The organism is Streptomyces sp. NPDC044064, assembly GCF_056434245.1.
The window spans coordinates 1-24,342 of sequence record NZ_JBWKFN010000009.1 but is presented as its reverse complement, the minus strand read 5'-3'; the positions used below and the strand labels follow the sequence as shown (position 1 = coordinate 24,342).

At 69.5% G+C, this 24,342-nt stretch carries 7 protein-coding genes; all 7 read left to right on the top strand.

Annotated features, from left to right (window positions below; all coding sequences use genetic code 11):
* Positions 1-285: 285 nt before the first annotated feature.
* The 7 genes from AC07DS_RS16290 to AC07DS_RS16260 all read left to right on the top strand — a co-directional run bounded on the left by AC07DS_RS16290 (position 286) and on the right by AC07DS_RS16260 (position 24,206).
* Positions 286-1,140 carry a helix-turn-helix domain-containing protein gene (locus AC07DS_RS16290; protein WP_479145837.1) on the top strand — a complete coding sequence of 285 codons (855 nt, stop codon included), beginning with the start codon at positions 286-288 and terminating at the stop codon, positions 1,138-1,140.
* A complete protein-coding gene (locus AC07DS_RS16285) occupies positions 1,137-1,379 on the top strand; it encodes a DUF397 domain-containing protein (RefSeq protein ID WP_479145836.1) in 243 nt (80 codons plus the stop codon). Before AC07DS_RS16290 ends, AC07DS_RS16285 begins: the two co-directional genes overlap by 4 nt.
* A 731-nt stretch (positions 1,380-2,110) precedes the next feature.
* Positions 2,111-2,896, top strand: coding sequence for a hypothetical protein (locus AC07DS_RS16280; protein WP_479145834.1), 786 nt, complete (start codon positions 2,111-2,113; stop codon positions 2,894-2,896).
* Positions 2,893-4,140 carry a hypothetical protein gene (locus AC07DS_RS16275; RefSeq protein ID WP_479145832.1) on the top strand — a complete coding sequence of 416 codons (1,248 nt, stop codon included), beginning with the start codon at positions 2,893-2,895 and terminating at the stop codon, positions 4,138-4,140. Before AC07DS_RS16280 ends, AC07DS_RS16275 begins: the two co-directional genes overlap by 4 nt.
* A gap of 319 nt (positions 4,141-4,459) precedes the next feature.
* Entirely contained in the window at positions 4,460-19,978 is a 15,519-nt protein-coding gene (locus AC07DS_RS16270) for a hypothetical protein (RefSeq protein WP_479145831.1), read from the top strand.
* Positions 19,979-20,231: 253 nt separating this feature from the next.
* The gene (locus tag AC07DS_RS16265) at positions 20,232-21,347 is read left to right on the top strand and encodes a hypothetical protein (RefSeq protein ID WP_479145829.1); all 1,116 of its coding nucleotides are present in this window, start codon (positions 20,232-20,234) and stop codon (positions 21,345-21,347) included.
* 780 nt (positions 21,348-22,127) lie between these two features.
* Positions 22,128-24,206, top strand: a complete 2,079-nt coding sequence (locus tag AC07DS_RS16260; RefSeq protein ID WP_479145828.1) for an ATP-binding protein — start codon at positions 22,128-22,130, stop codon at positions 24,204-24,206.
* Positions 24,207-24,342 lie beyond the last annotated feature (136 nt).

The following is a 24,342-nucleotide window of genomic DNA, read 5'->3' as shown; positions in this document are numbered from 1 at the left end:
GGTGTGTGGGGGGGTTGTGTGTTTTGGGGGGGGGGGGGGGGGGGGGGGGGGCGGGGGGGGCCCCCCCCCCCCCCCCCCACAACCGGGCCGGTGGCCCGGCCACTTGCAGCAGCGGATGTCACGAGGCGTGACAGACGATCATGAACTGACGCGCAGTCATGTCCCGCTGGACCATCAGCATGCTCCTTTTGGCGGTCGAAGCGCAATACTGTCGCTACGATTGCCAAAAGGACCGGACGCATGTGCCCATAGCTTGGTGAGTCGCAGACGTGTCAGACTGCGTCCATGACGCAGAAGCGAGCGACGCCGACCATCAAACGGCGCAGAGTTGGCGGTCAGCTGCGTCGCTGGCGCGGCAACGTGAAGACAGTCGACGCAGCCAGACTCATGGGCTGGGACGCGACACGTCTCAGCCGCATCGAGCGCGGTACCTACCGGATCTCGGGTGATGAGGTGCGGACCCTCTGCAAGAAGCTGGGAGTGAACGACCCGGCTGGCATCGAGGAGGTTGCGCGTGTCGCTGACGAACCTCTGGGCGAGGGGTGGTGGGCCGCCTACGCCGGCCGCATCGGCCAGAACTACCTCGACTTCATCGAGTTGGAGGCCGACGCCGAGTCACTCCAGCTACAGCACCCGGTGATCGTGCCAGGCCTACTGCAGTCGCCGGGGTACGTGCGTGAAATGATCACCCGTGCGCCCACAGCGGTGTCACCTGCGCACGCTGAGATGCTCGTGTCAATCCGGCTTGCCCGCCAAGCCGTCCTGAGCAAGGCGACCAGACTTCACGCTCTCGTCCCCGAATCGGCGCTTCACGCCAAGTTCGAGTCAGGACCCGCGATTATGCGCGACCAGATTCGCAAGCTCCTCGACGCTTCACAGATGCCGAACGTAGAACTTCAACTCATCCCGCTCACTACGCACCCGACGTACGGGTCGAACGGCGCCATCACCGTTCTGTCCTACAAGCATCCGTGGGCGAAGGTGGCGAGCGTCGACAACCCAATGGGCGGAAATCACACCGATGACGGGAAGCAGGTCAGCTTCCTGGAGATGGAGTTCGCCGCCATCGCTGGGATCGCACTTCCCGTCGACAAAACACGGGATCTACTCAACGAGTACCTGGAAGGACTGCACCAGTGACCACCAAGCACGGACGCGCCCACATGGCACCGCAATTCGAGGGCGCCATCTGGAAAAAGTCCTCCTACAGCGGAGGCAGCGAAGGGCAGTGCGTCGAGTGCGCCGACGTAACCCGGACTCACTCTGGCATCGCCGTTCGCGACTCGAAGGCTCCTGAGGGATCTGCGCTGCTGTTCACCTGCCAGGCATTCAGCGGGTTCATCAAGGCCCTGGGCAGGGGCGAGTTCGACCTGCTCTGACCTGCCCCACACGAGAAGTGGTCCGCCTCCCCCCGCCCGTAACGGGGGGAGGCGGACCACTCTCATTCAGCCGTACCCATGGGTGCAGTGGAGCGTACCTCTTCCTTGATCCCCGGGATCGCCCGCCGAACGGGAGCACCGCTCGGCACCACTCCGCCAGGCGGGAGCCTGAAGAAGAGCCCGCCCACCCCACGGGATGCAAGCTCTCCCTACTCGAGGGCCCCGGGACAGTCAGTGAGGGGGCTGGAAACCTCACAGCACCCATACCTGAGCTGAGTTCTGTGTCCCACGGGGCAATGCGCCCCAGCGGCGCGGAAGGGGGGAGGCATATGACGCCAGCAGCGCTACGCCATGGCCCGCCAGCCTCCCACCTTGTTGAGGGCGGCCGCTGCGGGGAATCGACGTTTGAAGCAGCAACCCGACTCCTTAGGAGCAGAGCCCCGGTGCCAGGGCTCTTGCCAGGGTGGGACGAACCACTCCCAGATGCCACGGACACATGGCTGAGAACGGCGTCTGAACTTCGTGCCGCTTCCGAGGGTGACGTCCAGGAAGGCCTCGAACTCGGCACCCCGGAAGCTGGAACGTTTTCCAGACTCGCCCGGCACTATGCGGTTGCGGCCGCGTCGTGGTTGGAGTCGTGCGGACCGGACTGGCGACCCTTCGACGCGGGAGATTGGCAGGACGCAGCACGCCTATGGCATCACACGACCGGCCTGCCGATTCACCCCGCCGTGCAGAATCTTCTCTATGAACGGCACGGACCGGCGTCCCTGTCTGCCACCAGGGAGCTGGACGATCTGGCAGAGGCGGTCCAGTATGCGGGGCACCCTTGGACCGGAGGGGACCTCATCGACCTGGCCACGGTCACCCTCGCGGCAATGCATCACAGCGCACACCCTGGCCTGAGCAACGCCGCGTTCGGCTACCTGGACCGACTTGCTGCGAGACCATCACCGATCAGCAGCGCAGGCTTCGCACTCGACGACAGCTCGATCAAGAAGCCTTTGTGGACCACACCCGCTGCAGGCCTCGCGCAACACGCAGGAATTGACAGCTGCGGACTGAGGGACAGTCTTACCGAGCTGGAGAATGCCCTGACGAGCTCGCGGGCTTCAGCTCACGCCGACGTCCTGGACTTCCTCAACGCGCGCGCCCTGGAGCTGGCGGCAGCGGCCAGCCGTGTGATCAGAGCGCGCTGTGAACGCGACCCGAAGGCTGAAGACCGACTGAAGACGATCGCACACCGACGGCTGGTAGAACTGGCGCATGTCGCGCGGGCCGTTGCCGCCACGTGGGCAGCGCGCCGCCTGCCGACTAGCGCTGAGATGGCCATCAGCAGGGAGCAGATGCGTACAGCGCTGATCGAAGAGCACTACTCGAGCCTCGAGCGGCGAAGGCACCAGCAGCCGAGCACTGCGGACGCGCACACGTCCAAGTGCGACGACCGGACCTCACCGCATCCGATCGAGGCGCCAGTCCCGCAGCGCGTCCAGGCGGCTCTGGAGGACCAAGCGTGAGCGACAACGGAGCGATCGTCTACGTCCTGCCCGACGGGGAAGAGACCCGGTCGCCATTGGAGGCCGCGCAGTGGTGGCTTGGAACCGACCGCCCGGCCGGCCCTGCTCCAACGCTCATGGCCGAGATCAGATCTGCAGGGCCAGAGGCCAGCCTCACGATGCTCGCGGATCCGCGGAGCCTGCTGGCCATGGCCCGTGCAGAAGCCGGCATTGCCCCCTGCACGGATTGCGACGGCAGCGGACAAGCCACGCACTATGACAACAGCCCAGCAGGGGACAGCGCCGCCGACCAGGCCGCAGACCACTGCGCCGAGTGCACCGGCCGGGGCTACACCGGCCCGGCCCCAGCGGACCATCCGCTCTTCATCGCCGAGGCGGACTGGATCCTGGCTAGGCTTCCAGGCAGCGAACTCCCCGATGAAGGCCACTGGCAGCGAGCCGCCCGAGCCTGGACGCGCCTCGCGCAACCTGCCCTACCGCCCAGCATCGGAAGGGCCCGGGCACACGCAGGTAACTGGGAAGCGTCTCAGGCCTTCAGAGGCGAACTTCAGGCACTTGCCACGGCCAAGGCAGTCCCCACAGCCATCTCGGTAGCCCGAGGCCACGAGCACCTCCTCGCGAACTGGGCAGTCGTGCAGGCCGCAGCCCCTCACGACGTCGATGCCGCCGCCCAGGCGGCAGCCCTCCTGCGAGAACTGACCGAACAGCTTTTCCCGGCCGTAGCCACCGACTCGACGGGCTCGACGGGATCACTGCGAAGCAGCGAGACCAACCCGCGTCTCACCACGGCCCTGACGATTTGCGCCCTGGCGAACCCCAGCACAGGAGCCGCTGAGGCTGCAGAGATCCTGCGCCGCGCCACTGAACCGACCCGACTGCCGGCGCGGACGGTCAGTTCCGCGGTGCTCGAGGCGGTCGTGCCCGCCCTGAATCCCGCTGCGGCACCTGGCCAGAACTCTGCCAGCGTGGTGCTCGATCGGCTTGCCGAGGCGACCGCAGCCGCCATCCGAGCTCGCGGCAGCCGCGCACACCCCCGTCTGCTCCGCGAGCAAGATCGTGCCGCGGAGGCACTGCGCAACGCGCTCCTGGGCAGCGCAGCGGTCCTGCTGTCCCGCACGCGAAGCCACCAGATCACGGAACAGGCCGCAGCCACCGACGCGCGGCGCCCTGCTCCTCCGGCATCCCACCGTGAGCCTCCGACCCCGGGCACGCCCGGACCGGGGCGCCGGGCACCCGGGCGCTGAAATCAGGAGCTGACGTGCCGCTGCTCATAACGCTTTCGCCCCCGTCAACTCGTTCCTCCAGTGTGCGTGAGCCGGTCAACGCCGGACAGAGGCGCGGCGGTGGAATGTGAGCGCCCCAACACAGACCGACCCCGAAGAAGGGAACACGAGCGCGGGCCATCTCGTGCCACCAGCCGGCACACCAGAGGAAAGGTCCGAACCTGGTTTCGTCACCCGGGTAACCCCTCCGGCGTGCAAGGCAATTGACCGGTCCTGGTGGGCGGGTGCCTACGGTCAGTGGGACACGTCCAATGTGGGGCGCAAGGGTGTTCCGCCCGCCATGGTCAAGTTCGCGCGTGAGGCGGAGGCAGCGGGATGGGCCGTTGCGCTGAGAGCCGGAACCGTCGACGCTGCGGACGGTGAATCGTCGCTCGGCGTGTGGGAGTGCGAGGCATCCGGCACGGCGCACGACAGCCGACAAGGCGGGGAGTCGCTTGCCGTTCTCTCCCTGATGTGGACGCAGGAGGACGGGCGTAAGCGCTGGACGTTCGATACCGAGCGTTCCGGGGCGGAGTTCGGCGGCCGGATCCTGACCGGCTACGTGACGCTGGAGGACTACCGGCGCACCCTGTCTCAGGCTCGGGTCCGGCAAGTGGACCCCGTGGCAGAGGCAGCGGAGACTGCCGCCCGAGAGGCCGCGGAACGCGCGAAACTTGAAGCGGCGGACGCGGCCCAGCGAGCAGAGTACGCGGCGGACGCTGCCGAATACGCACGCCAGTGGGAGCGCGCGACGGATCAGCAGGCGGAACGGTTCGGCGAGTGGGTGGCGGACAGTGACGTGCTGTGGCTGGGGGACTATGCGGCAGCGTGGCGGACCTGGTCCGCGACCGAATCGGCGGCAGCTGAGGCATACGCGGCCGTCATGGCCGAGTGCCGGGCCCACCGTGATGAGATCTCTCGGCTGTGGTCGGTGGACCGCATGGAGCGTGAGCACGTGCCACACGGTGCCGCGCTCGCGCGCGAGGTGGCCGAGTCGGCGACGCGTGAAGTGAAGACACTCATGACCCGCGCAGCCGAGGCGGAAGGCACCCCGGGCGCCTCGGACATGATCCGTCGTGAGGTGCTGCCCGCGCTCGTGTCGGCGCGGGAAGCGGTCGAGGCGTACGACGCGCACAGGTCGGAGGAGACACGCGAGCACACCCTGAGGGCGGCGGCGGACGCTGACCAGGTGCGGCCGGTCGTTGCGGTACCCCAGAGTGACGCTGCAGTGGACGCTCCGGGGCCGGTTGCTCCGGCCGTGTCCACGGAAGCGTCTGACATCGACACGGACGCCGTGGCGCGCGGTATGGCGCTGGTGGACAGGGCTCTGTCGAAGATCGAGTGGCACCGGGACGCGCCGGAGGCGTCCGCTCCGGTCGACCTGGTCACGCTTGCTCGTGAGGCTGCCGGGCGTGGCTGGTCGGTCAAGGTGGGCCGCTCCATGACGGGCCGCGAAGGGCTTGGGTGGGACCTGTCGCTGTCGGGTGAGGTGGCTGTGTCGGCCGGTGGACCGGTGACGGTGGTCTACACGGGCATGTGGACGGGCAGGCCGAAGTTTCATCGGGCGGTCAAGCGGGTCGGTAGCACACGCATGGACCGGCCTTTGATGTGGCCGGAGTTCCGCAAGGTGGTGCGTACGGCGGAACTCGTGACGACAGCCCCCGAGGCGGACCAGGGCGACGCTCCCCAGGCGGCGCGGGTTGCGACGCGCGGGGAAGCGATGAATCGGGGGATCGCTCCGCGGGCGGGTGAGGACTCCCACAGCCACTTGGGCGGGTCGGGGATGCTCGGCGCGGATGTGGTGCGGCGTGCATACGAGCGTGCCGACCAGGGCGATGGGGCGCCGGTCGCGGAGTGGGCGGCGTTGGTAGGGCTACACCGTGTGCCGGCGGTGGACCGGGACGTGACGCAGGGGCGTATGCCTGTCCCGGGATGCTGTGCGCGCTGCATGCGGTCGGACGCTCCCGACATGTGGACCGTGGCCGATGGGCGCCTGCTGTGCGGGCAGTGCGCTGACACGGTGCTGCCGTCCGGGTGGATCCGAGGCGCGGTTCTGATGGAGCAAGGCGCGCCAGTCGCGTACGCGGCTGACGTTGTGTCGGATCCGGGCGGGGTGGATGCGTGGGAGTCCGAGGGCGGCGTCCGGGAGGGCGGGGGCCGGCCGCTGCTGATCTGCCACAGCAAGGGGGGCGGTGTGTTCCCCGTTGCGTTCCGTGGCCCGTATGAGGGAACGGTGCGCCTGTCGCGTGACGTGCGGTTGCGCACGGTGCGGGGGGAGCTTGCGGCGGCGCGGGATTGTGTCGAGTCGGCGGAGTTCATCGCACAGGAGCGTGCCGCCTGGTCGGCGGACATGCGGGAGGTGGAGCGGGAGGCGCGCCGTAGCGCGGGTGTGCTCGGGGATCACGTGTGGCTCAGCGCAGAGCACGCGGGTGACTGGCGTACGCACGCGTACGAGGTGGCGCTTGCTGCCGACCGTGCGGCGCGGAACGCGCGGGATGCGGTGCGCGCTCTGGAGCGGGAAGAGTCCGCGATCGTGACGGAGCAGGGGCTGGCGGGGGAACGCGTAGCGGCGGCAGGTGCGCATCTGGCGCGGTTGCATGCGGGGGAGGTCCAGGCCGGTCGTGGCGCGTGGCTGTCCGAGGACGGCGAGGCGGCGATGGTGTTCACGCTGCCGGGGGACGCGTCGCACGACGTAGAGCGGATTCCGGGGGGAGTGCCGGCGGATCAGATCACGGGGCACGCGGCATTCGTCGATGTGCTCGGGGACGCTGTGGCCGCGCGGGATGAGCGGCGCGCCCTGACGGCAAAGGACGTTCCCGGCCGTAACCGCATGGGTGGCCACGGCCCGGATACGGACCTGCGGCGCGCCATCGTGAACGCGTCCAAAGGGTTGGACGCCAAGCCCTGGAAGGCGCCGAAGGTCCCGGAGGCCGGAACGCCGTTGGATGTCGAGACCCTGGCGACGTGGGACACGGTGGGGGATGTTGTGGCGGAGACCGAGGCGGCCCCCGGGGTGTGGCTGCCCATGGCTGCCGTAAGCCTCGCGGAAGTGTCCATGGCCAACGGGTGGACCGTGGCAATGCAGCGCGACGGGGGCACGGTCGCGGTGCGGGTGGCGGGGGCGGCGGTCAAGAAGGGTAAGCCGCTGCCGTACGAGCTGCGCGCAGTGTGGGTTGACGGCGTGTGGAGTGAGGACCGCTCGGCGGCGTGGGTGTCCGGGCGGCGGGTGACAGCCAAGCGGGCGTTGCTGTGGTCGGCGCCGGTCAAGGTCGGGCGCGCGGGTACTCATCAGGAACCGTCGCTCCTTTCCACGGTGCAGCACAAAGCGGAGCCGGGGACACTCGGGGTGCGCACACCGGAATGGTCGGCACCTGCTCCCGCCGGGGTGTCGGACCCAGGGAGCATGGAGGGGTGGGAGGGCGAGGGGGGCGCCCTGGCCGACGGCGAAACGGCGCTCGTGGATGACCCCGGAGTGTATGTGGGTGCCACGGTCGATGGCGGGCAATTCATGCTGGCCGTTCTGACCGGCCGCAACGAAGAGCTTCTCCCGCCGGCAATCCGTGACGAGGCGGTCAGCCAGCGGGCGTACTTGTTCAACGCCGGGAAGGCCGGACTGTGGGTACATGTCACTGGTCCCCGCGATGAGCACACCAGCCCTGCTGAACACGTGGCGACCAGCGACAGTATCGCCGCGTTCGAGGTTGCCTCTCTGACGCCCGAAGCTGCAGATGCGGTCCTGTCCGCGCACGGATGGGAGCGCTGCGGGGCATGGGACTCCGACAACTCCGCACCCGTGACCCTGGCCCCCGCCCCGCTTGCTCTGCCCCGGGTGCCATTGATGCTGGAGGCCGCGCCGGAGCGACTGGCATTGACGATGGGCGCGGATATGGAAGCGGCGTGGCGGCGGGTGCAGGTCGACATGGAAGTCGAGCAGGCCGTGTCCACAGTGCGCGCGCTGGGCTGGTCTGTGGCGTTCGTGGATGTCGTCAAGGCCTGCGATGGGCTGCCGGGGGTGTTCGCCGAGGAGGGCGGCACGTTCCGGAAGGTAGGCGCGGTCGGCAAGCGGGGTGCGCGGGTGAAGGCTGACCGCGTACAGATGCTGCTTGCTGCCGGGTTCCTGCGGGCGGAGCCGTCCGGCATGGTCACTGCGACGGCGGACGGACGGGAAGCGGTACGGCTGTGTGCTCTCGCGCCCAAAGAGCTGCACGCGTCGGATCGTGAGGCGCACGCCGCTCGGCTCGCAGAGGCGAAGCGGAATCGGTACCTGTCCCACGAAGGCCGCAAGGAGCGTGCCCGGATGCTGCCGCCGCTGCCGGGCGGGGCGGAGGAGAAGCGGCGCGCGGTGGCCGCGCGTGCAGCTCTGGAAGCGTCGGAGGTGCGTTACCAGGCGCAGCGTATGCGAATGTTCGCAGACCAGGCGGCGCGGGATGTGGAGGCCGCGAACGAACGGGCGCAGAACGAGGTCGCGCTTTTGCGAGGGCTGGAGGCGGCCGAACGGGCGTGCCGCGAGTGCCCAGGGGTGTACCCGGTCGAAGCACGCTGCGAGGCCTGCCGGGACCGTGCCGCGCAGGGGCTCCCGCTGTGGGACGGGCTGGCGCTGCCCCCGGTGCCGCTTCCGGTGATCCGCGCCGGGGTATCCGCTGTAATGCCCGTGCCAGCAGCCCCGGAAGCTCCGGCGGCGGATGAGCCGGGCGAAGCCATGCCTGATCCGGAGAGGCACCGCACCTCGGAAAGCCCACAGAAGGCCATCCGGGAGCGATCCGAACAGCACACCCCCCGTGAGACCAGGGTGGATCAGGCCGCAGCCTCCCCCAGCGGATATAACGAGACGCCCCCCGCCCCGGAACTGCGCACGGCCCCCGCGCCAACGCCGGGACCAGCACCGGCCCCGGCAACACCAACACCCGCGCCCGACGCCCCGACCGTCGACCCCACCGCCAGCTCTGGCGACCGCACCGAGAAGTCGCCGGAGGAGATCACGGAGGGAGCCACGGTGGCTGAGGAGTCGACCGGGGGGGAGCCGGCGGAGACGTCCGCTCAGGTGTTGGCGGGCATGGCGCGTAATGCGGGCGTGCTCTTCCATGAGGCTGCCGACCGGGGTTGGGACGTCCGCGCGGAGCGGCATTGGATGGGCCGCGCATGGGTGCGCCGTGTCGTGATCACGGGGCTTGTAATGGTGCCCAAGGGGGTGGAGGAGGCAGAGCACGTCGCGGCGTGGTCGGAGGACAAGGGCGGCTTTATGTCGTCGGCGTCGTCGGCCGGTTTCAAGGATGTCCGGTCGGCCGTTGCTGCTCAGATGCCCGTGAGCCGTGAGGCGGAGGAGTCCGGCCGGACCGTGTGGGGGCGGGATGCCGCTACCTGGGTACGTGAGATGAACACGGCGGTTGCGAAGATCACGGCCGGTCTGGCGGACGTCCGCGACGCGTACAACGCGCTGGACGGTACGGGGCCGGTCGGCCGTCGGGCCGTCGAGATAGCGGGGGCCGCCTACCAGGAAGCGGCGGATGCGGAGCGGCGCGCCGTCGACGCCGTCCAGGCCGCCCAGGCGTGGCTCGCCGACTCCAACGGCGAGGATGCGCGCGGGTGCGCTGCCTGGCGGCGCGTGATCGGCCTCGCCACTAAGCGGGTGACCGACGCGGCCGAGACGATCGCGGGCGCCGTCGACCGCGCGGAGTGCGAGGAACTCGCCGCCCCCGTGATCGTGGAAGCTCAGGACCGGCTGAACGCGCAAGAGGCGGCATGGCGTGAGCGCCTGGCGGCCGAGGGCCGTTCGCCGACGGCGCGCGGGTACGGCTCCCTGATCTACATGTTCGAGGACTCCGCGCGCGACTGGGCGGCTTGGTTCGATGGCTACACGGATAACAACGGCGTAGCCCACGCCCCCCAGGGTGACGCGTCCCTGTCGATGGTCGCGCAGTACGACGCATGGGGGGCCGACAAGGCCGCCCGCTCGAACGGCCGTCAGGTGTCGTTCCCGTCGCGGTACACATACGCCTCTAACCTGGCGAGCGACCGGCAGGACGCGGCGGCCGTGGCGTTTGCCCTGGCGGTCGGTGAGCACATCGCGGCGCCGGACGATGACGACGTGTCCCCGATGGCCCGGGGTACGCGTGCTCTCCTCGCCGACATCGCGGCCGTGCGCCGGAACCCGGAGGGGTTCGCCACGGCGAATGAGCGCAAGCACCTTGCCGAGTGGGTCAAGAACCCGCACGACGACGACCACCGCCCCCGGGCGGCCGGGTTCGCCGAGCATGCGCCGGAGCTGTGGGAGGCGTACGAAACGGCGGCACGGGCGTATGCGGGTGTGCAGCACTTCCGGCACGCCCTTGTGTGGGATCGGAAGCACGCGGCTGAGCGGGCCGAGGAGATCAAGGAAGCGGACGCCGAGGGGCTCGCCAGTCTGACGGCCGCCCGCGAGGCGCGCCGGGCGTCGGGGCGTGAGGCGGAGGAGTGGGCGGCGGCCGTCGAGCGGTTCACCACGGCCCGTGTGCGGGTGCATGAGGCATCAGCGCTCGCGGCCGGGGATGTGGAGCGGGCCGAGGCGTGCGGGGAGCGCGTACGCGAGTCTGACGCGCTGGCGGATGACGTGTGGTCGGCCGTTCGGTTCTGCCGTGAGGCGTACGACGACGTCCACCGTGCGAAGCGCGACGCCGACCATTACGCGGAGTCGGCGGAGATCTATCGGGAAGCCGGACGGCTCGCGGACTACGTGGCCGAGTGCGTACGGATGGAAGACGCGGCGCAGCGTGCCGAGTCGGGGCGTGAGGAGACGCTGAACCTTTACGGGTGCGCGTTCGAGGACGCCACGAGGGCCGAGGAGGCCCGGCAGACGGCCTGCGCGGCGGACGTCGCCGGGCAGGTCGCCGCCGTCGTCGAGGTGATCGCGTTTCACCAGTCGCCCGGCGTCGTTGGCCGCGTCGTCTGCCAGTGCGGCGTCGTGCACGCGGGGTACTTCCCACTGCGCTTCCGTGGCCTCAAGGGCGAGCAGCCGTCCGGTATGGCTGACCTGACCGACTGGGACATTGACGACGCGTTGGCCGCCCGTGGGCTGGCCGCCTCGGTCGACCGTGACCAGTGGTCGCGCGGCGTCCTGGTCACGACCGAGGACGGCACGGCCGGTTTCGCTACCCGCATCCCGGTGACGATGGACCGGTCGGCGGCCGAAGCGTACGAGGCCAGCCGCGCGGAGCGGCAGGAGGCGGCGCAGGCCACGCCCGTCGAGGAGGAGGCGCCGGAGGCCGTAGACGGCCAGGAGGCGGACGAGGAGGGCGCGCTGGCAGACCTGTCGCCCCTGCGGGCTCGTGAAGCAGTAGAGGCCCGCACGCAGGCGATCGAGTCTGCGGCCAAGGGCAAGCGCCAGCCGAAGGGCTTCCCGGTTCGGCCGGTGGAGGGGGAGCGCGGGGTATGGGAGTGCGGGGGCCGGTTCTACTCCGTGAGCCACAACGGGCGGGATGAGTCCCTGTGGGGCGACGGCTACCCGAACACGGTGCACGACATCACGGAGGTTCGGGCGCGCCGTGGCGGGTTCGGTCCGGCGGCGCCGATCATCGGGCACGCGCACGGGGCGGCCGATGCCCGGAAGCTCATCCGCATGTACGCCCGTGAGGTCGTCGCGCTGATCGCCGCCCAGGAGGGCGAGGCGGCCGAGGCGGCCCGGGAGGCGGAGCGCGAGCGGATCGCGTCCCTGTCCGGCACTGAGCTGGCGGCCGAACAGGTGGAGCGGGCGCGCGGCATGGTCGCGGCTGTGGCGGACGCTGCAGGGCCGTCGGGTGACCTGGCGCGGCGGACGGCGGCGGCTGATCTGGCGGCGGCCGAGGCACACGCCAGCCGCTACGACACCTCCCCGGCGGACGCCGAGAGGGACGGCCAGGAGGCGGCCGGGGACGCGGAGACGGACGGGCGCAGGGCACAGCTTCGGGCGGCGCTCATCGAGGGCGAGACGATCGCCCCCGTGTCGTTCACCGACCGGCGCGAACCGGCGGGCGGCTGGATCCTGACGACGGCGAGCGGGCACACGTTCCGGCTGCGCCCCGTGACGTACAGCCTTCCGGATAAGGACCAGTGGGAGGCCGGTCACGACGCTGACGGCTCGCACTGGTGGGCCGCGAACCTGGAGGACCAGCCCCTTGCCGCCGTGCTGGCCCGGATCCGTGAGGACTCGGCGACCCGCACCCGGTTCGCTTCCCTATGGGCCCGGTACGGGCACCTGACGGCGCATGCCCCCCAGTTCGAAACGACCACAGACCGCGTCCAGCTCGAAGAAGGCGTATACCTGGTCCGCCGGTTCGGCTGCATCGGCCTTATCGCGTCGTGCCGGTGGGGCTGGGAACACCTGACCGACCCGGACGGCGCGCAGGGCCGCACCGGTGACGACTGGTCCCGGAAGGGCCCGGACAACCGGCAGTACGTCGCTGAGTGGAAGATCTGGCACCTTGCCCAGGGCGCCATTCCGAACGCGCCTCTTCGCGTCGTGGCCCGGCTCACGGACGACATGACCGGCACGCCGGACGCCTACTGCGATGCGTCGGCGCCGTACGTCGGCAAGTGCAGCGCGAAGCGCTCGGGTGCCCGGTACACGGTCGCCGTCGTCACTGACCAGGGGAGCGAGCTTGGCCGCTACACCGTGTGCGCGCGGTGCCTGTCTCACCGGCTCCTGAACGAGGAGGACGGCCGCGACGGGCGCACTGGTCACCGCGACGTTCAGAGCCTCGCTCAGGCCCTCGCCAAGGGGGATCCCAGGGTGTGCGCCCTGCACTGGGAGCAGTGGCCCGACCGGATCGCCGAGGTTGCCGGACAGATGCTGTCGGCCGCCCTGGACGCCGGGGAGGTAGCGCCGTGGCCCGCTCAGGCTCTGGTCGATCAGATCATCGCCGAGGCGTGCGAAGCCGGGGATGACCGCGCCAAGCGTGAAGCGCGAGCGGAGGTGAAGGCTGCGGGTGGGAACGCGAAGGCGCAGAAGCGGGCGGCGGAGGAGGCGGCCGAAGCCCGCCAGGACCGGGCCGCGCTGGTCGCCGGGCAGGGCGCGGCCGGGCGCGCGTTCTCAGCTCGGATCCGGGCGGAGTCGGCGCGTAAGGAGACCGTCCGGCACCTGGAGGCGGGAGACCGGGCCAAGGCGGAGGAGGCAGCGGGGGCGGCATCGGAGTGGGCGTCCGTCGCCATCGAGGCGGCCGAGGCCGCGAAGGCTGCCGGGTACGGGCCGACCGAGGACGAGGCCCGCGCGGACATGGAAGCGGCGAATGAGGCCGCCCGCGCGGCCGTCGCTACCCTCGCCGGACTCGCCGGCTCGGGGGTGGAGGGTAGCGACGCGGCGCCGGAGCCTGCCGAGGAGGCGCCCAGGGTCGTCGACGTCAACGCGCTGACCGTCACCCCGCAGGACCGCGACGGGGAGCCGTCCCGGTATGAGTTCACCGTCACCGGCCCCGGGCTGACCGTCGGCGATTACAAGATTTCCCACGACTGCCAGGGCAAAGGCGCGCGGGGGATCATGTGGCGGGCGACCTGGCACGGCGTAGAGCCGTCGGGCCGCTGGGACGTGATCAGCATCGGTTCCGGTGAGGGCAAGGGCGCGGCTCTGGCGGCCGTCGCCGAGCATGCCGCCGAGACCGGCGGGGACCTGGCGGCCGGGTTCGCCGTCGCCCGCCGCATGCACTATGACGCAGGGCTGTGGCTGCTGCCGAAGGTCGGGGAGTCGGAGGCGATCGAGTACCACCCCGACGGCTCGTGGACGATCGCCGCTGAGACCGGCGCCCAGTACACGGTCCGCTGGGAGTGGGAAGGCCGCGACCCCTCCAACGACCTGGCACCGCTCCTGATAGAGGACGAGCCGGGGTCCCTGGTCGCATCCTGCACCGCCGTCGACGGCTACATGTCTGCATGGGCGCCGATGCTCGAACGGCTCCGCCTCCACGCCGGGGCAGTTGCTGATGGGGTGCCGCACCGGGCGGCCATCACCCTCGGGGGGCCGGGCCGATCGTGGGTCGAGGCATGGTGTGTATGCGGCTGGACCGAGCGCACCGACGTCGCCAAATACGCCGACCGCGCCCCCGCTGGCGAGGCGCTGGCCCTGGCCCACCGCCGGGCCCACGACCCGGAGACATCCGCAGCGGACGCCCACGCGTTCGGGGCCGAGACCGAACACGCAGAACTCCCTCCGTCGGCAATACATGACGACGCCCCCACGCCGGCCGCGCCGGAGATCCCGAGCGTCTACATGGCGGTCCCGGCTGCCCGTGCGGCGGCGGTCGACCTCGCCGAATCCGCGTGGGGTGTCGAGTGCGACCGGCACGGGCCGGTGACGGTGTGGGTCGACATGCACGGCGAGACGTGCCCGCAGCACCGTGCCGGATGGTGCGAGACCCGCGCGGACGCCGAGCACGCAGCCACCCTGCACCTGGACGCGCACGCGCGTCGAGATGCGGACGTCATGACCCCGGCCGAGATCGAGCGTGCGGAGGCGCTGAGCTGGTCGGCTGCACAATCCGACATTGTGAATTGGGTCGCAGACGGCAAGGTCGGTGAGTACCCGGACGGGTTCTTTGCCCTCGATGTCGCCTACGACAAGCCCGACGTTTCCCGGAAGCTAAACCGCAACCGCGTGCTGAACCTGTGGGCGTCCGGCCGCCTGCTGGTCGACCTGGACGCGAACGGGGCCCGCCGCTTCACCCTCTCCCCGGAGACGGAGGCCGCGCGCAAGCTCTACAACCAGGCGCGGCGCCTGCGGATGATCGAGGCCCCAGCGAAGGACAACTCCTTTGGCGTGTCGAAGGCAGAGCGCGACGCCTACCCGCTCATGTCGGAGCGGCGCACCTTCGACGGGGAAGAGCCCTGGCAGGAGGCGCCGGAACACGACGTCCGGATCATCTGCCACGACGGTGACAAGGTGTCTGCATACAACCGGGGTCACTCCCTGCGGTGCGTGTGCGGCTGGATCCAGTACCGGCCGGAGGCGGACGCGAACATGGCCGAACGGCTCGCGGCCGAACACGTCAACCCTGCGCCTGAAGAGGCGCTGGAAGCGGCGCCGGTCGAAGAACTGCGGGCGTACATGTTCAACGCGGGCAAGGCGGGCCTGTTCGTTCACGTCACCGGTCCGCGTGAGGAGCACGTGAACGCGGATGAGCACGTGGCCACGTCGGCCAGTGTGGAGTCATTCAAGGTGGAGGCGCTGACCGGCGCGGACGCCGATACGGCGCTAGCGGCGGCCGGCTGGGAGCGGAGCGGCCCGTGGGACGAGGACCGGTCGGCGCCTGTACAGCGTGCCGCGCCGGCCGCCGAGGCTGACCCCGCGCCGGTCGTGCTTCCGGCGGTACCGCTCACGCCCACCACGGCCCCGGTATGGCCCGCGCTGCCCGCCGGTGAGTCGGCCGAGACGAGTGGCGGTCGCACCCGCCTGCAGGTCCTTGAGGCAGAGGAGACCCGACCCGCCCGCCACGCACCGAAGCGGGACGAGAAGCCGAAGCCGCCGGAAGGACAGCAGGAGCAGGGGGCTTTGTTCGACCTTGCTCAGCCGGAGGCCCAGAGGCCCGTCACCACCCCGGACAATGCTCTTGAGCAAGATGAGACAGCGACAGCACGCATGGTCGCGAACCGGCTCCCCGATCTCCCACCGCTGCCGACGTTGGCCCGCCTGCCCCACCAGGACAAGGAAGCGGTACGCCGCATCCGCAAGGACTACGAGCAGATCCGGGAGTCGCTGGACGGCATCCGCGACGGGAACCCGCCGACCGCCGACGCCCGCGAGGACCTGCGCCGCGTCCGCAGGCAACTCGACTACATCGCACAGCGCCTGACTCGGGAACTTCTTGGCGACCACGAACAGGTGAACGTCGCCCGCGCAGGCATGCTCGACCTCGGCACCGCCCTTGATGAGGCGCTGCAGACGCTCCCCGACCGCGCCCCGCAGCCACAGGGCGACGGCCCCAACGGCGGCACCTTGTACCACCCATGGGATCTGCAGGACGGCGACCTAATCTCCTTCCAGGCCGATGACGGCGTCAACAACCGGATCGCCCCGTACTACGGCACATTCCGCAGCGCTTCGTCGACGTTCGGCAGCCGCACCCAGGTCTCCTACGAGGGCCGGGAGTGGAACGAAGACCGACATCAGTGGGAGAACCGCGGCATCCGCCACACTGTCACCATGCCGCAGCGCGGCCTGGTGGAGAAGTTCACCCCGGAGCAGTGGGACGCCTGGCGGCGCCCGGGCCAGACCGACAACGGCTCCGTCGACGCCGACACGAGTACAGGCACCGCGCAGGTCCCGGACACTCCAATCCGACAGACCTCGCCAGCAGACATGGCCAACGCCGACGGGGCTGAAGCAGACGGTAGCCCCAAGGACACGGAGGTCAGAACGCCCAGCCCAGGCGGAGACCGGCCGAACACCGGCGAGAGCGGTTCATCCGGTGCCGACCCCCTGGACGCGCTCACCCTTGGGGACGTGCCTCCGGCTGTCGCCACCGCACCGCTGGAGGACTCCAGGACACCGGTGCCGCACCCCTCCACGGCGGCCGCCGAAGAGGCCCCGCACCTGCCATTGAGACAAACGCTCACCACCGGCAGCCAAGGACCCAGCCCCGACCTCGCGCCGGAAACCACAGGCAGCAGGTCCACCGCCTTGCCGCCCGCAGATCAGCAATCCGGCGCTGCCGCAACTGGCACCGACGCGGTCCGTCCTGAAGACGGCACGCCCTCTCCCGAAGCGGACCACCCAAACCCACGGGAGACCGCCGACCAACGGGCCGTCACACCAGCGACTCTTGCGCCACGCCCCAAACCAGATAGGCAACGCCGCGCCCAGGAGATCGCCGACGCCGCTACCGCCGCGACCCGCCCTGAACAGGTCAGAGACCTTTGGGAGTCGGCACGCAGCGAATCACTGCCCCCAGATACCCCGGTTGACACGCCCGACGGGACAAAGCCGCTCCGGTCCTACCTCACGGTCCGTGGCCAGGACCTGGCGGCGCGCACCGCTGCGACAGACCCCACGCATGCCGCAGAACACCCCGCACCGCCGCCCGACGACACGCCCCCGGCCGCAGGCACGCCAGAGCGGCCTGAACCTCACAACGCGGACATGGCCGAAGCCGAACCGGTCCAGGAAGCCGCTCTGTACGAGCTCGCCAGTTCGGCCCTCGGCAGCGAACAAGCGCCCGCGGCGCCCACCGTGCTCGCAGACCTCGATGGGATCACCATCTACCACATGGTCAGTGCCGAACCGCCAGAGGCAACCGACAGCCATGTCGGCTCCCGGTGGCTCTACCTGGGCCTGACCGACGACACCTCCAACCCCTTCATCCCGATCGCGGTCATCTCCGACGCGGACCTCTCCCGCATCGCAGCCCCAGACTTCGAGCACGCGGTCTCTACATGGGCACATGCCGCCGAACCCGGACTGGTCAACCTCTCCGACACGGCAGCGCCCGTCAGCGGCCCCAGCCAGCAAGAACACCACACCGAAGCAGCCGCCGCAGCGACGAAGGCCCCCGACGCCCCCGCGGGCCTGGACGAGAAGTCCATCGCTCGCACAACACGCCAGAAACTGCCAGATCTTCCCGAGTTGCCCCAGCCGTCCCAGAGGCGCCCGAATCAGGCCGCAGTGACAACGGAGCGAAACAGACGAGTCCTACAGCCATACGAACACGCCGCACGGGCCCTCAACAGCGTCATTGAAGGACATCCAGTAACCGGCGATGCCCGCGAAGACCTGCGTCGAGCACGCCACTACCTTGACGATGGCGCCCAAGCCCTGGCCGAGTACGACAGTCACATGCCGGACTCCGCTCATGCCCGATCCGTCAGGGCGGAGCTGGATGATTTGGGCATGGGCATCGAGCAAGCATTGGCCGCGCTGCCCGAGCGCCGCCCGCAGCTGCTCGGAGACGGACCCAACGGCGGAGCGCTCCTGCACCCGTGGGACCTCGCCGACGAAGACTTGATCAGCTTCCTGGGCACCGACCCCAGGGCGCCAGACGACGAAGCGAAGCTCTACGCAGGGCGCTTCTGCCGCCATTTCATGCCGGATCTCAAGTGGAACGAACTCGGCAGCACCCCCGTGCAGTTCGAGCTGATGTCCTGGAACGAGATCCGACAGGAGTGGGAAGCAGACGGGCTCGAGCACTACGCGACCATCCCCGCCGGCGGGCTCGTAGAGCGCCTCACTCCCGCGCAGTGGAATGCATGGCGTCGCCCGCAGCAGGCATCCCCGGCCACGTTGGTTGACGAAACGACGCCGGTGAAGGAGACCACCGATGAACCTCGCCCGCCGAGCACCAGCGCCGACCCAGACGTCGCGACACCCCGCCACGGCGCACCCGACCACGGCGGAGCGGGTGAGTCCGACGAGACCCAACTAGCCCTTCTCCGTGCCGACATTGCCACCGACGCGGATGACGGCGTCCGTAGCGGCCCGGCGCAGGACAACGACGGCGGCGGTATATCCGAACCCCATAGCCGCGACGACTCGGTCGCCTCCCAGCGCCAGTCGCCAACGGCAGTCCGGCCGGAGCCCACCCCACCTCGCGCGGACCTCCTTCAGACCCGTCCCGCCGGCGCCGAACCTCAGGCCAGCCCCAAGTCGGCGGTCGAACCTCTCCCGGAGTCGCGCACAGAAGATGCTGCCCGCCTAGAGAGGGCCAACACGCCACCTGGTGGGAACGTCGGCACCGCCCCGGAGAAACAAGGCCTCCAGGCCGCGGCCCCGACCACCGAGGACCGAGCCCGCAGGATCCGCGACCGCCTCGACCGGCCCGAAGAACACATCAACGAACTCCGAAAACTGTTCGAAGCCCTCGCTGCCTCAGCAAGCGAGGCCAGCACATCCACGGCGAACGTCTCGAACGGCGCACCTGCAGCGCAGGAAACCAAGCCGGCCCGACAAGGCCTGCCCACAGCCCTCACCCGTGCCCGAGCGGACCTCGACACCCACATTGAGGCGATCAACGACTCCCCGAGCACCACACCACGGACCCGCACCGGGCTCGGCGCCCTCATCGCGCAGATCGACCAGACACTGCCGCAGCTGAACGGAATCCACGCCAGCCAACGCCCCACGCTCCTGAACAGAGCACTCGACCTGCTCGTCCGCACAGCGGCAACCCTCAAGGACCTCGCCGCCCGACTGCATGCTCCGGCGGCCAGCCAACGTATCGAGCAGCTCACACAGCGCCTGCGCGGCAGCCGCCCTCAACCCGCCGCGTCTCTGCTGGCGCCCCGCGGTGATCAGCGGCTCCAGGCCTACGCCACCACCCAGCGCACCATCGAGACCCAGCTGGCCACACCCGGCCTCCCCTCGGCACAGCGACTCGCCCTACAAGAGGAGTGGATCCTCAACCGGGCGCGCTGGCACAACCACTACAAGTCCCACCATGGAGAACCACCCGAGGGACTCATCCCTCACGACGGGAACCGGATCGCCGGCTACCCCACGACACCTTCCCTACGCCCCAGAATCATCCGGGAGCTGGTGGACCACCTCCGCAGGCGGGCCACGGATCTTGCCTCAGTACCAGTGACCGCTGCCCAGGCGGAGCTCTTCGTGATCCTGGCCGCCGCGTATGAGCAACAATCGCCTCCGACGCCCACGACAGCCTCACCCCAGGCACCCCTGAGTACTTTCCGCTCGCAGCAGGCCGCAGACCGCCTGGACGTCAGCGTTGCAGCGCGCCGCCTGGCCGAGGAGGCGACCAAGCGAGCCGCCCACACAGCCGGGGCTGCGCCCCCGCCTCGTACTGGCGGCCGCACGGTCCCTACACACTCGGAGCAGCAGAGGACTACGCATCCCGCCTCTGCGCACGCAGGGCGTGGTCCTTCCCCGAACTGACGCTCACCGCAGCCGACGTTCCGGCAATCCCGGACCCGCCAGGCCTACACCCGCGACACCGAAGCGACGCCAAGGCGCCCCTTCATTGCACCAGACCCCACTGACAAGCTAGATTGCATCCGAAGCCGGCGTGCCTAGGTTAGGCATTGCCTCGCCACAGCAAGGGCAACTTCAGCTGCCGAGCGCTGGGCCACCGCCGCCCGAACGGAGCTGCACCCCGCTCCCAACGACAAACCGACAGACGGAGCGAGCCATGTCCAGCACCCCGAGCTTGAAGGAACAGTTCCTCCAGCGGCTCAGCAGTCTGCCCGAGGTCATCACCTTCCAGCAGATCGCGGATGTGACCCTCCGGGACGTGGACGCAGTCCGACGGTGGCAAAAGGTGCCTGGCTTTCCCCCAGAGGTCGACCAGAACGGACCCCACGGAGCCAGGCGCTACAACCGCGACCTGTTCGGCACCTTCTACATCAACGCGAGACTCTCTGCAGAGGAGTCCGGCACCGCGCCAGGCCCCAAGACTGGCGACGCCCTCGGGCAGATTCCCGAAACCCCTGGGCTCCGCCTGACCGCCGGCGAGATCGCGGCCCTACGCAGGGTCAGCATCACCGCCGTCCACAAAGCAGCCTCTGGCGACGGTTTCCCAAGGCCAACAGGCGTACGCAGCGTGTGGCGGACGGTGAAGTCGCTCATCGAAGCAAGCCAGTCAGACCCAGTTCCGGAAGAGGAGCTACTCAACCACGACGTCAAGCAGCCCACCCTCGAACGTCTCTCCCATAACGGAATGCTCGAGCGCACGCGCGAGATTCGCTACCGACTCACGCCGGCGGGCCGCAGAAACTCGCCTCGTCTCGGAACCAAGCAGTATCTCGCCTGGGAACTCCTCAAGAACTGCTATCCCCATTCGCTGCCTATTGATGACATCGTCAAGGCCGGGATTTCGCGCACCAACTTCGCCGCCATGGTCGCACGAGGTGATGCAGAACTGGCCCCCAGGGTCACCTACCGTCTGACCGCCGAAGGCCGCGCCAACGACCCGGTGGAGGAAGGGCACGGCGAAGGCGAGTACGAGTACGACGCAGCCCAAGTTGCGCGCTTCTACCGGGGTGAGCACCAGGGCGAAAGCCGGCGCGTAGGCCCGCTGACCGCTGGCCACCTTGAGCAGTGGGCGCAGCAGGTCGGCGATACCTGCCTTCGCGTCGAGATCGCCCAAGTGGCAGGGCGTGCCGATGACTGGGTCGCGAAGGGGTTGAACCGTGATGGCGCTCCCGCCCCCCTCGGACGAAGGCAGCTCAAGGTTGGCCGGAGCGCCTACGAGTACGACACCCGCGCGATCGTCGACTGGCTCAAGGAGCTGTTCTCCATCCGCTGATCTTGTCTGGGTTTCCCGGCTTCAGCCATGGCGGGAAACGCATCCTCGGCAAGTCGCGGGCTGCCGCGGGAGTAGGCGCAGCAGCGAGAAGGTCCGTTCCGCTGCGCGTGGGCTGGTGAACCCGCGAACTGAGCGATCACGAGAATAGTGATCGTTTCACAGGCGAGGTCAAGCCGAGTGCCGAGCGTGGTCTTGTCATCCAGGCCAGCACGGCCAACGGCAAGTGCCACGCTTCCCACTGGTCCGCCTCGGAGAGCGGATCGCCGACTGCTCTGTGACACCTCCGTTGCCTCGACGCCGACTTCCCAGCCGACGCCCTGGCGGCGAAGGTCGGAGCTCCGGCCAGGTTCGTGCCCGAAGCCTGCTGGCCACTCCTGGTTGCAACCCCCTGGCTTGCCGACGCCTTCGCGCAGCCGCGCGGGGCCTGATCCTCTGGGCAGCCCGGACATCCGGACGGCATCAAAGAGGGAGAGTTGGCAGCGCATGAGACGAGGCTGCGGCGGCCCGTTTGCCGCTCCACAGCGCCGGAGGCTCTCCTGCCGCCCGCCCCTCGTCGCCCGTACGCCAGCCCAGGCGTAGGCCAGCCCAACGAGGCGGCAATGGAGCAAGGTGCTCAAAGGGTGCCACATGGGCACAGCGCCTGTGAAGCGATCTTGCTCTTCCATTCAATCCTGTCCTGCCAGCTATCGAATGGAGTGCAATAGAAACATAGTTTGCAGGTGCCGAATGGATCGGACCAGGGTCGAACCCGGCCCCTGATCACTCCCACCTGGAGATTCCATGACCATAGCCCCGGCCGCCCCTGCGCCCGACAAGGCACGCAAGCTCCAGTACCCCATGGCGTCTGACTACGTGAAGGACTGGACCGCCAAGCGGGCCCTCAAGGAGTTCATCTCCAATGCGATCGACGCGTCCTCCACCTACAGCGTTACCTGGTCAGAGGGACTCCTCACGATCGAGGACGACGGGCCCGGCATTCCCAACGAGGGCCTGCTGTTCGGCGGCTCCACCAAGGACGTCCGCCACATCGGACAGTTCGGCGAAGGCCAGAAGCTCGCCCTCCTCGTACTCGCTCGTGACTCCCAGATCGGCTCGGTAACCGTGGAGACCGTGGGCTACGGCTTCAGTGCTGAACTGGAGGACAGCGACCTGCTCAAGAACATCGGGGCGTACGGCAGCACGTGCGGCACCCGGGTGCTGACCCTCACGTTCACGGACAGCCAGCGCGTCCAAGGCACACGCATCACGGTCGAGTGCGACCAACAGCTCGCCGAGGAACTCCGCTCCGAGATCCGCTACCTGAACGAAGCGAACTACAGCCCGCCCCAGGGCACAGCGTCCATCGTCCTCGACGGCCAGCCGGGACGAATCTGGGTCGGAGGGATCCTGGTCACCACCGACGCCCGTCTGATCGCCAGCTACGACCTCCCTCTGGCCACCGCGAAGGAGCATCAGAACCGCGACCGCACGATCGTCAGCAGTCGGGTCCTAGAACAGCACATCCAGGCCGCGCTCGCCCAGTGCACGGACCCCGGGGTCCTCACGAGGTTCGTCGACCACGCCCTCAACGACGGTGAACTCGCCGGGCCCGAAGCGTTCTTCACCAGCGCCACCTCCTATGAAGTCCGACAGACGTTCCGCGAAATCGGCCAGACCCGATGGCCAAACGGGCGGATCTACCACAACGCCCGCAACCTCGCGCAGGAAACTGAACTCGGCCTTCAGGACCGAGGATGGAAGTGCGTCACCAGCGGACTGAACCCCACCGAGCACCGGGCCCTCATGCACCTGCTCGGTGTGGGGGACCCTCCCCAGGCCGAGGCAGCCTCCCGAACCCGCGAAGCCCCCACCCGCACCACCATCTGGACCACCATCACCAAGCTCAGCCACACGCGCCGCAGAACCCTGGACCTCGCCCGAGGCATCATGGAGGCCACCTTCGAACGCGGTTGCCTGGGCACCCTCCGAGTCTTCACCCACCACGAGGCCGGGCTCAACGGCTGCTCGGCACGCGGCGCCTACTGGCCCGCAACGGACACGGTCGGCATACAGGACCACCTCCTCGACGACCTCACCGACACCCTCCAGACCCTCTTCCACGAGCACGGTCATCGGTACGCCGCCCGAACCCCCGGCTTCCAGAGCTTCTTCGACCGCACCCGGGAATTCGAGAGGGCACTCTGCACCACCGCATCTATCACCCTCACCCAGTTGGGCAACCGAGAGCACCGGAAGATCCCGCTCGTCGACGCAGAGGTCTGGGACACGGAGAACCTGCCCGCCGGGGCCCACCTCACCACCCCCCATCGGGAAGCCAACCCGGTGCGCACCGCCGCCCTGCGGCGGGAGCACGCCAAGGCACAAGCGCCCGAGCCACGCCGTCTGCTAGCGGACCTTGCCACGGCGCGTCTGGCGTCCGTCCGCGAGGAGACCGGCAAGACCCTGGCCGAACTCATGACGCCCCTCGCCCTGCAGACGCGTCACCTCGGGCTCATCACCCGCCCACACCCCGCCGGATACCGACGCTCGTACGGATTCGCCACGCTCCCCGAGTACGCCAAGTCCGAGGCCCTCGGCCGCCTTCTTGGCATCCACCCGCCCGTCTTCTACCTGGCCCACATCGCCGTCGAAGGCCCCCTGTACAACGTCAGAAACAAGCGCGACCTGAGCTGGCGCGAACCTCTCGCGTCCGGAGCCGCAAGTGCCGTTCGCGCCCTGCGTGAGCTTGGCGGCGCCTATGCCGCGCAGGCTGACGCTATCGAGGCCATGGCCGCCGGTCGAACGCCCTACGACGCCGAGGGCAAGTGGCTGGCACCGGTCACGGCGCTCATCAAGGCGGAGATGGACCGCCTCAAGTAGCCCTCAGCACAGCCGAAGTCGGGGGGGGGGGGGGGGGGGGGGGGGGAGGGGGGGGGGGTGGGGGGGGAGGGGGGGGGGGGGGGGGGCGGCGGAGGGGGGGGGGGGGGGGGGCTGGAGGTGGAGGGATGGTCGATGC

Coding starts and splice junctions, on each gene's coding strand:
- AC07DS_RS16270 (WP_479145831.1), top strand. CDS start 4,460: ATGGTCAAGTTCGCGCGTGAGGCGGAGGCAGCGGGATGGGCCGTTGCG.
- AC07DS_RS16260 (WP_479145828.1), top strand. CDS start 22,128: ATGACCATAGCCCCGGCCGCCCCTGCGCCCGACAAGGCACGCAAGCTC.
- AC07DS_RS16265 (WP_479145829.1), top strand. CDS start 20,232: ATGTCCAGCACCCCGAGCTTGAAGGAACAGTTCCTCCAGCGGCTCAGC.
- AC07DS_RS16290 (WP_479145837.1), top strand. CDS start 286: ATGACGCAGAAGCGAGCGACGCCGACCATCAAACGGCGCAGAGTTGGC.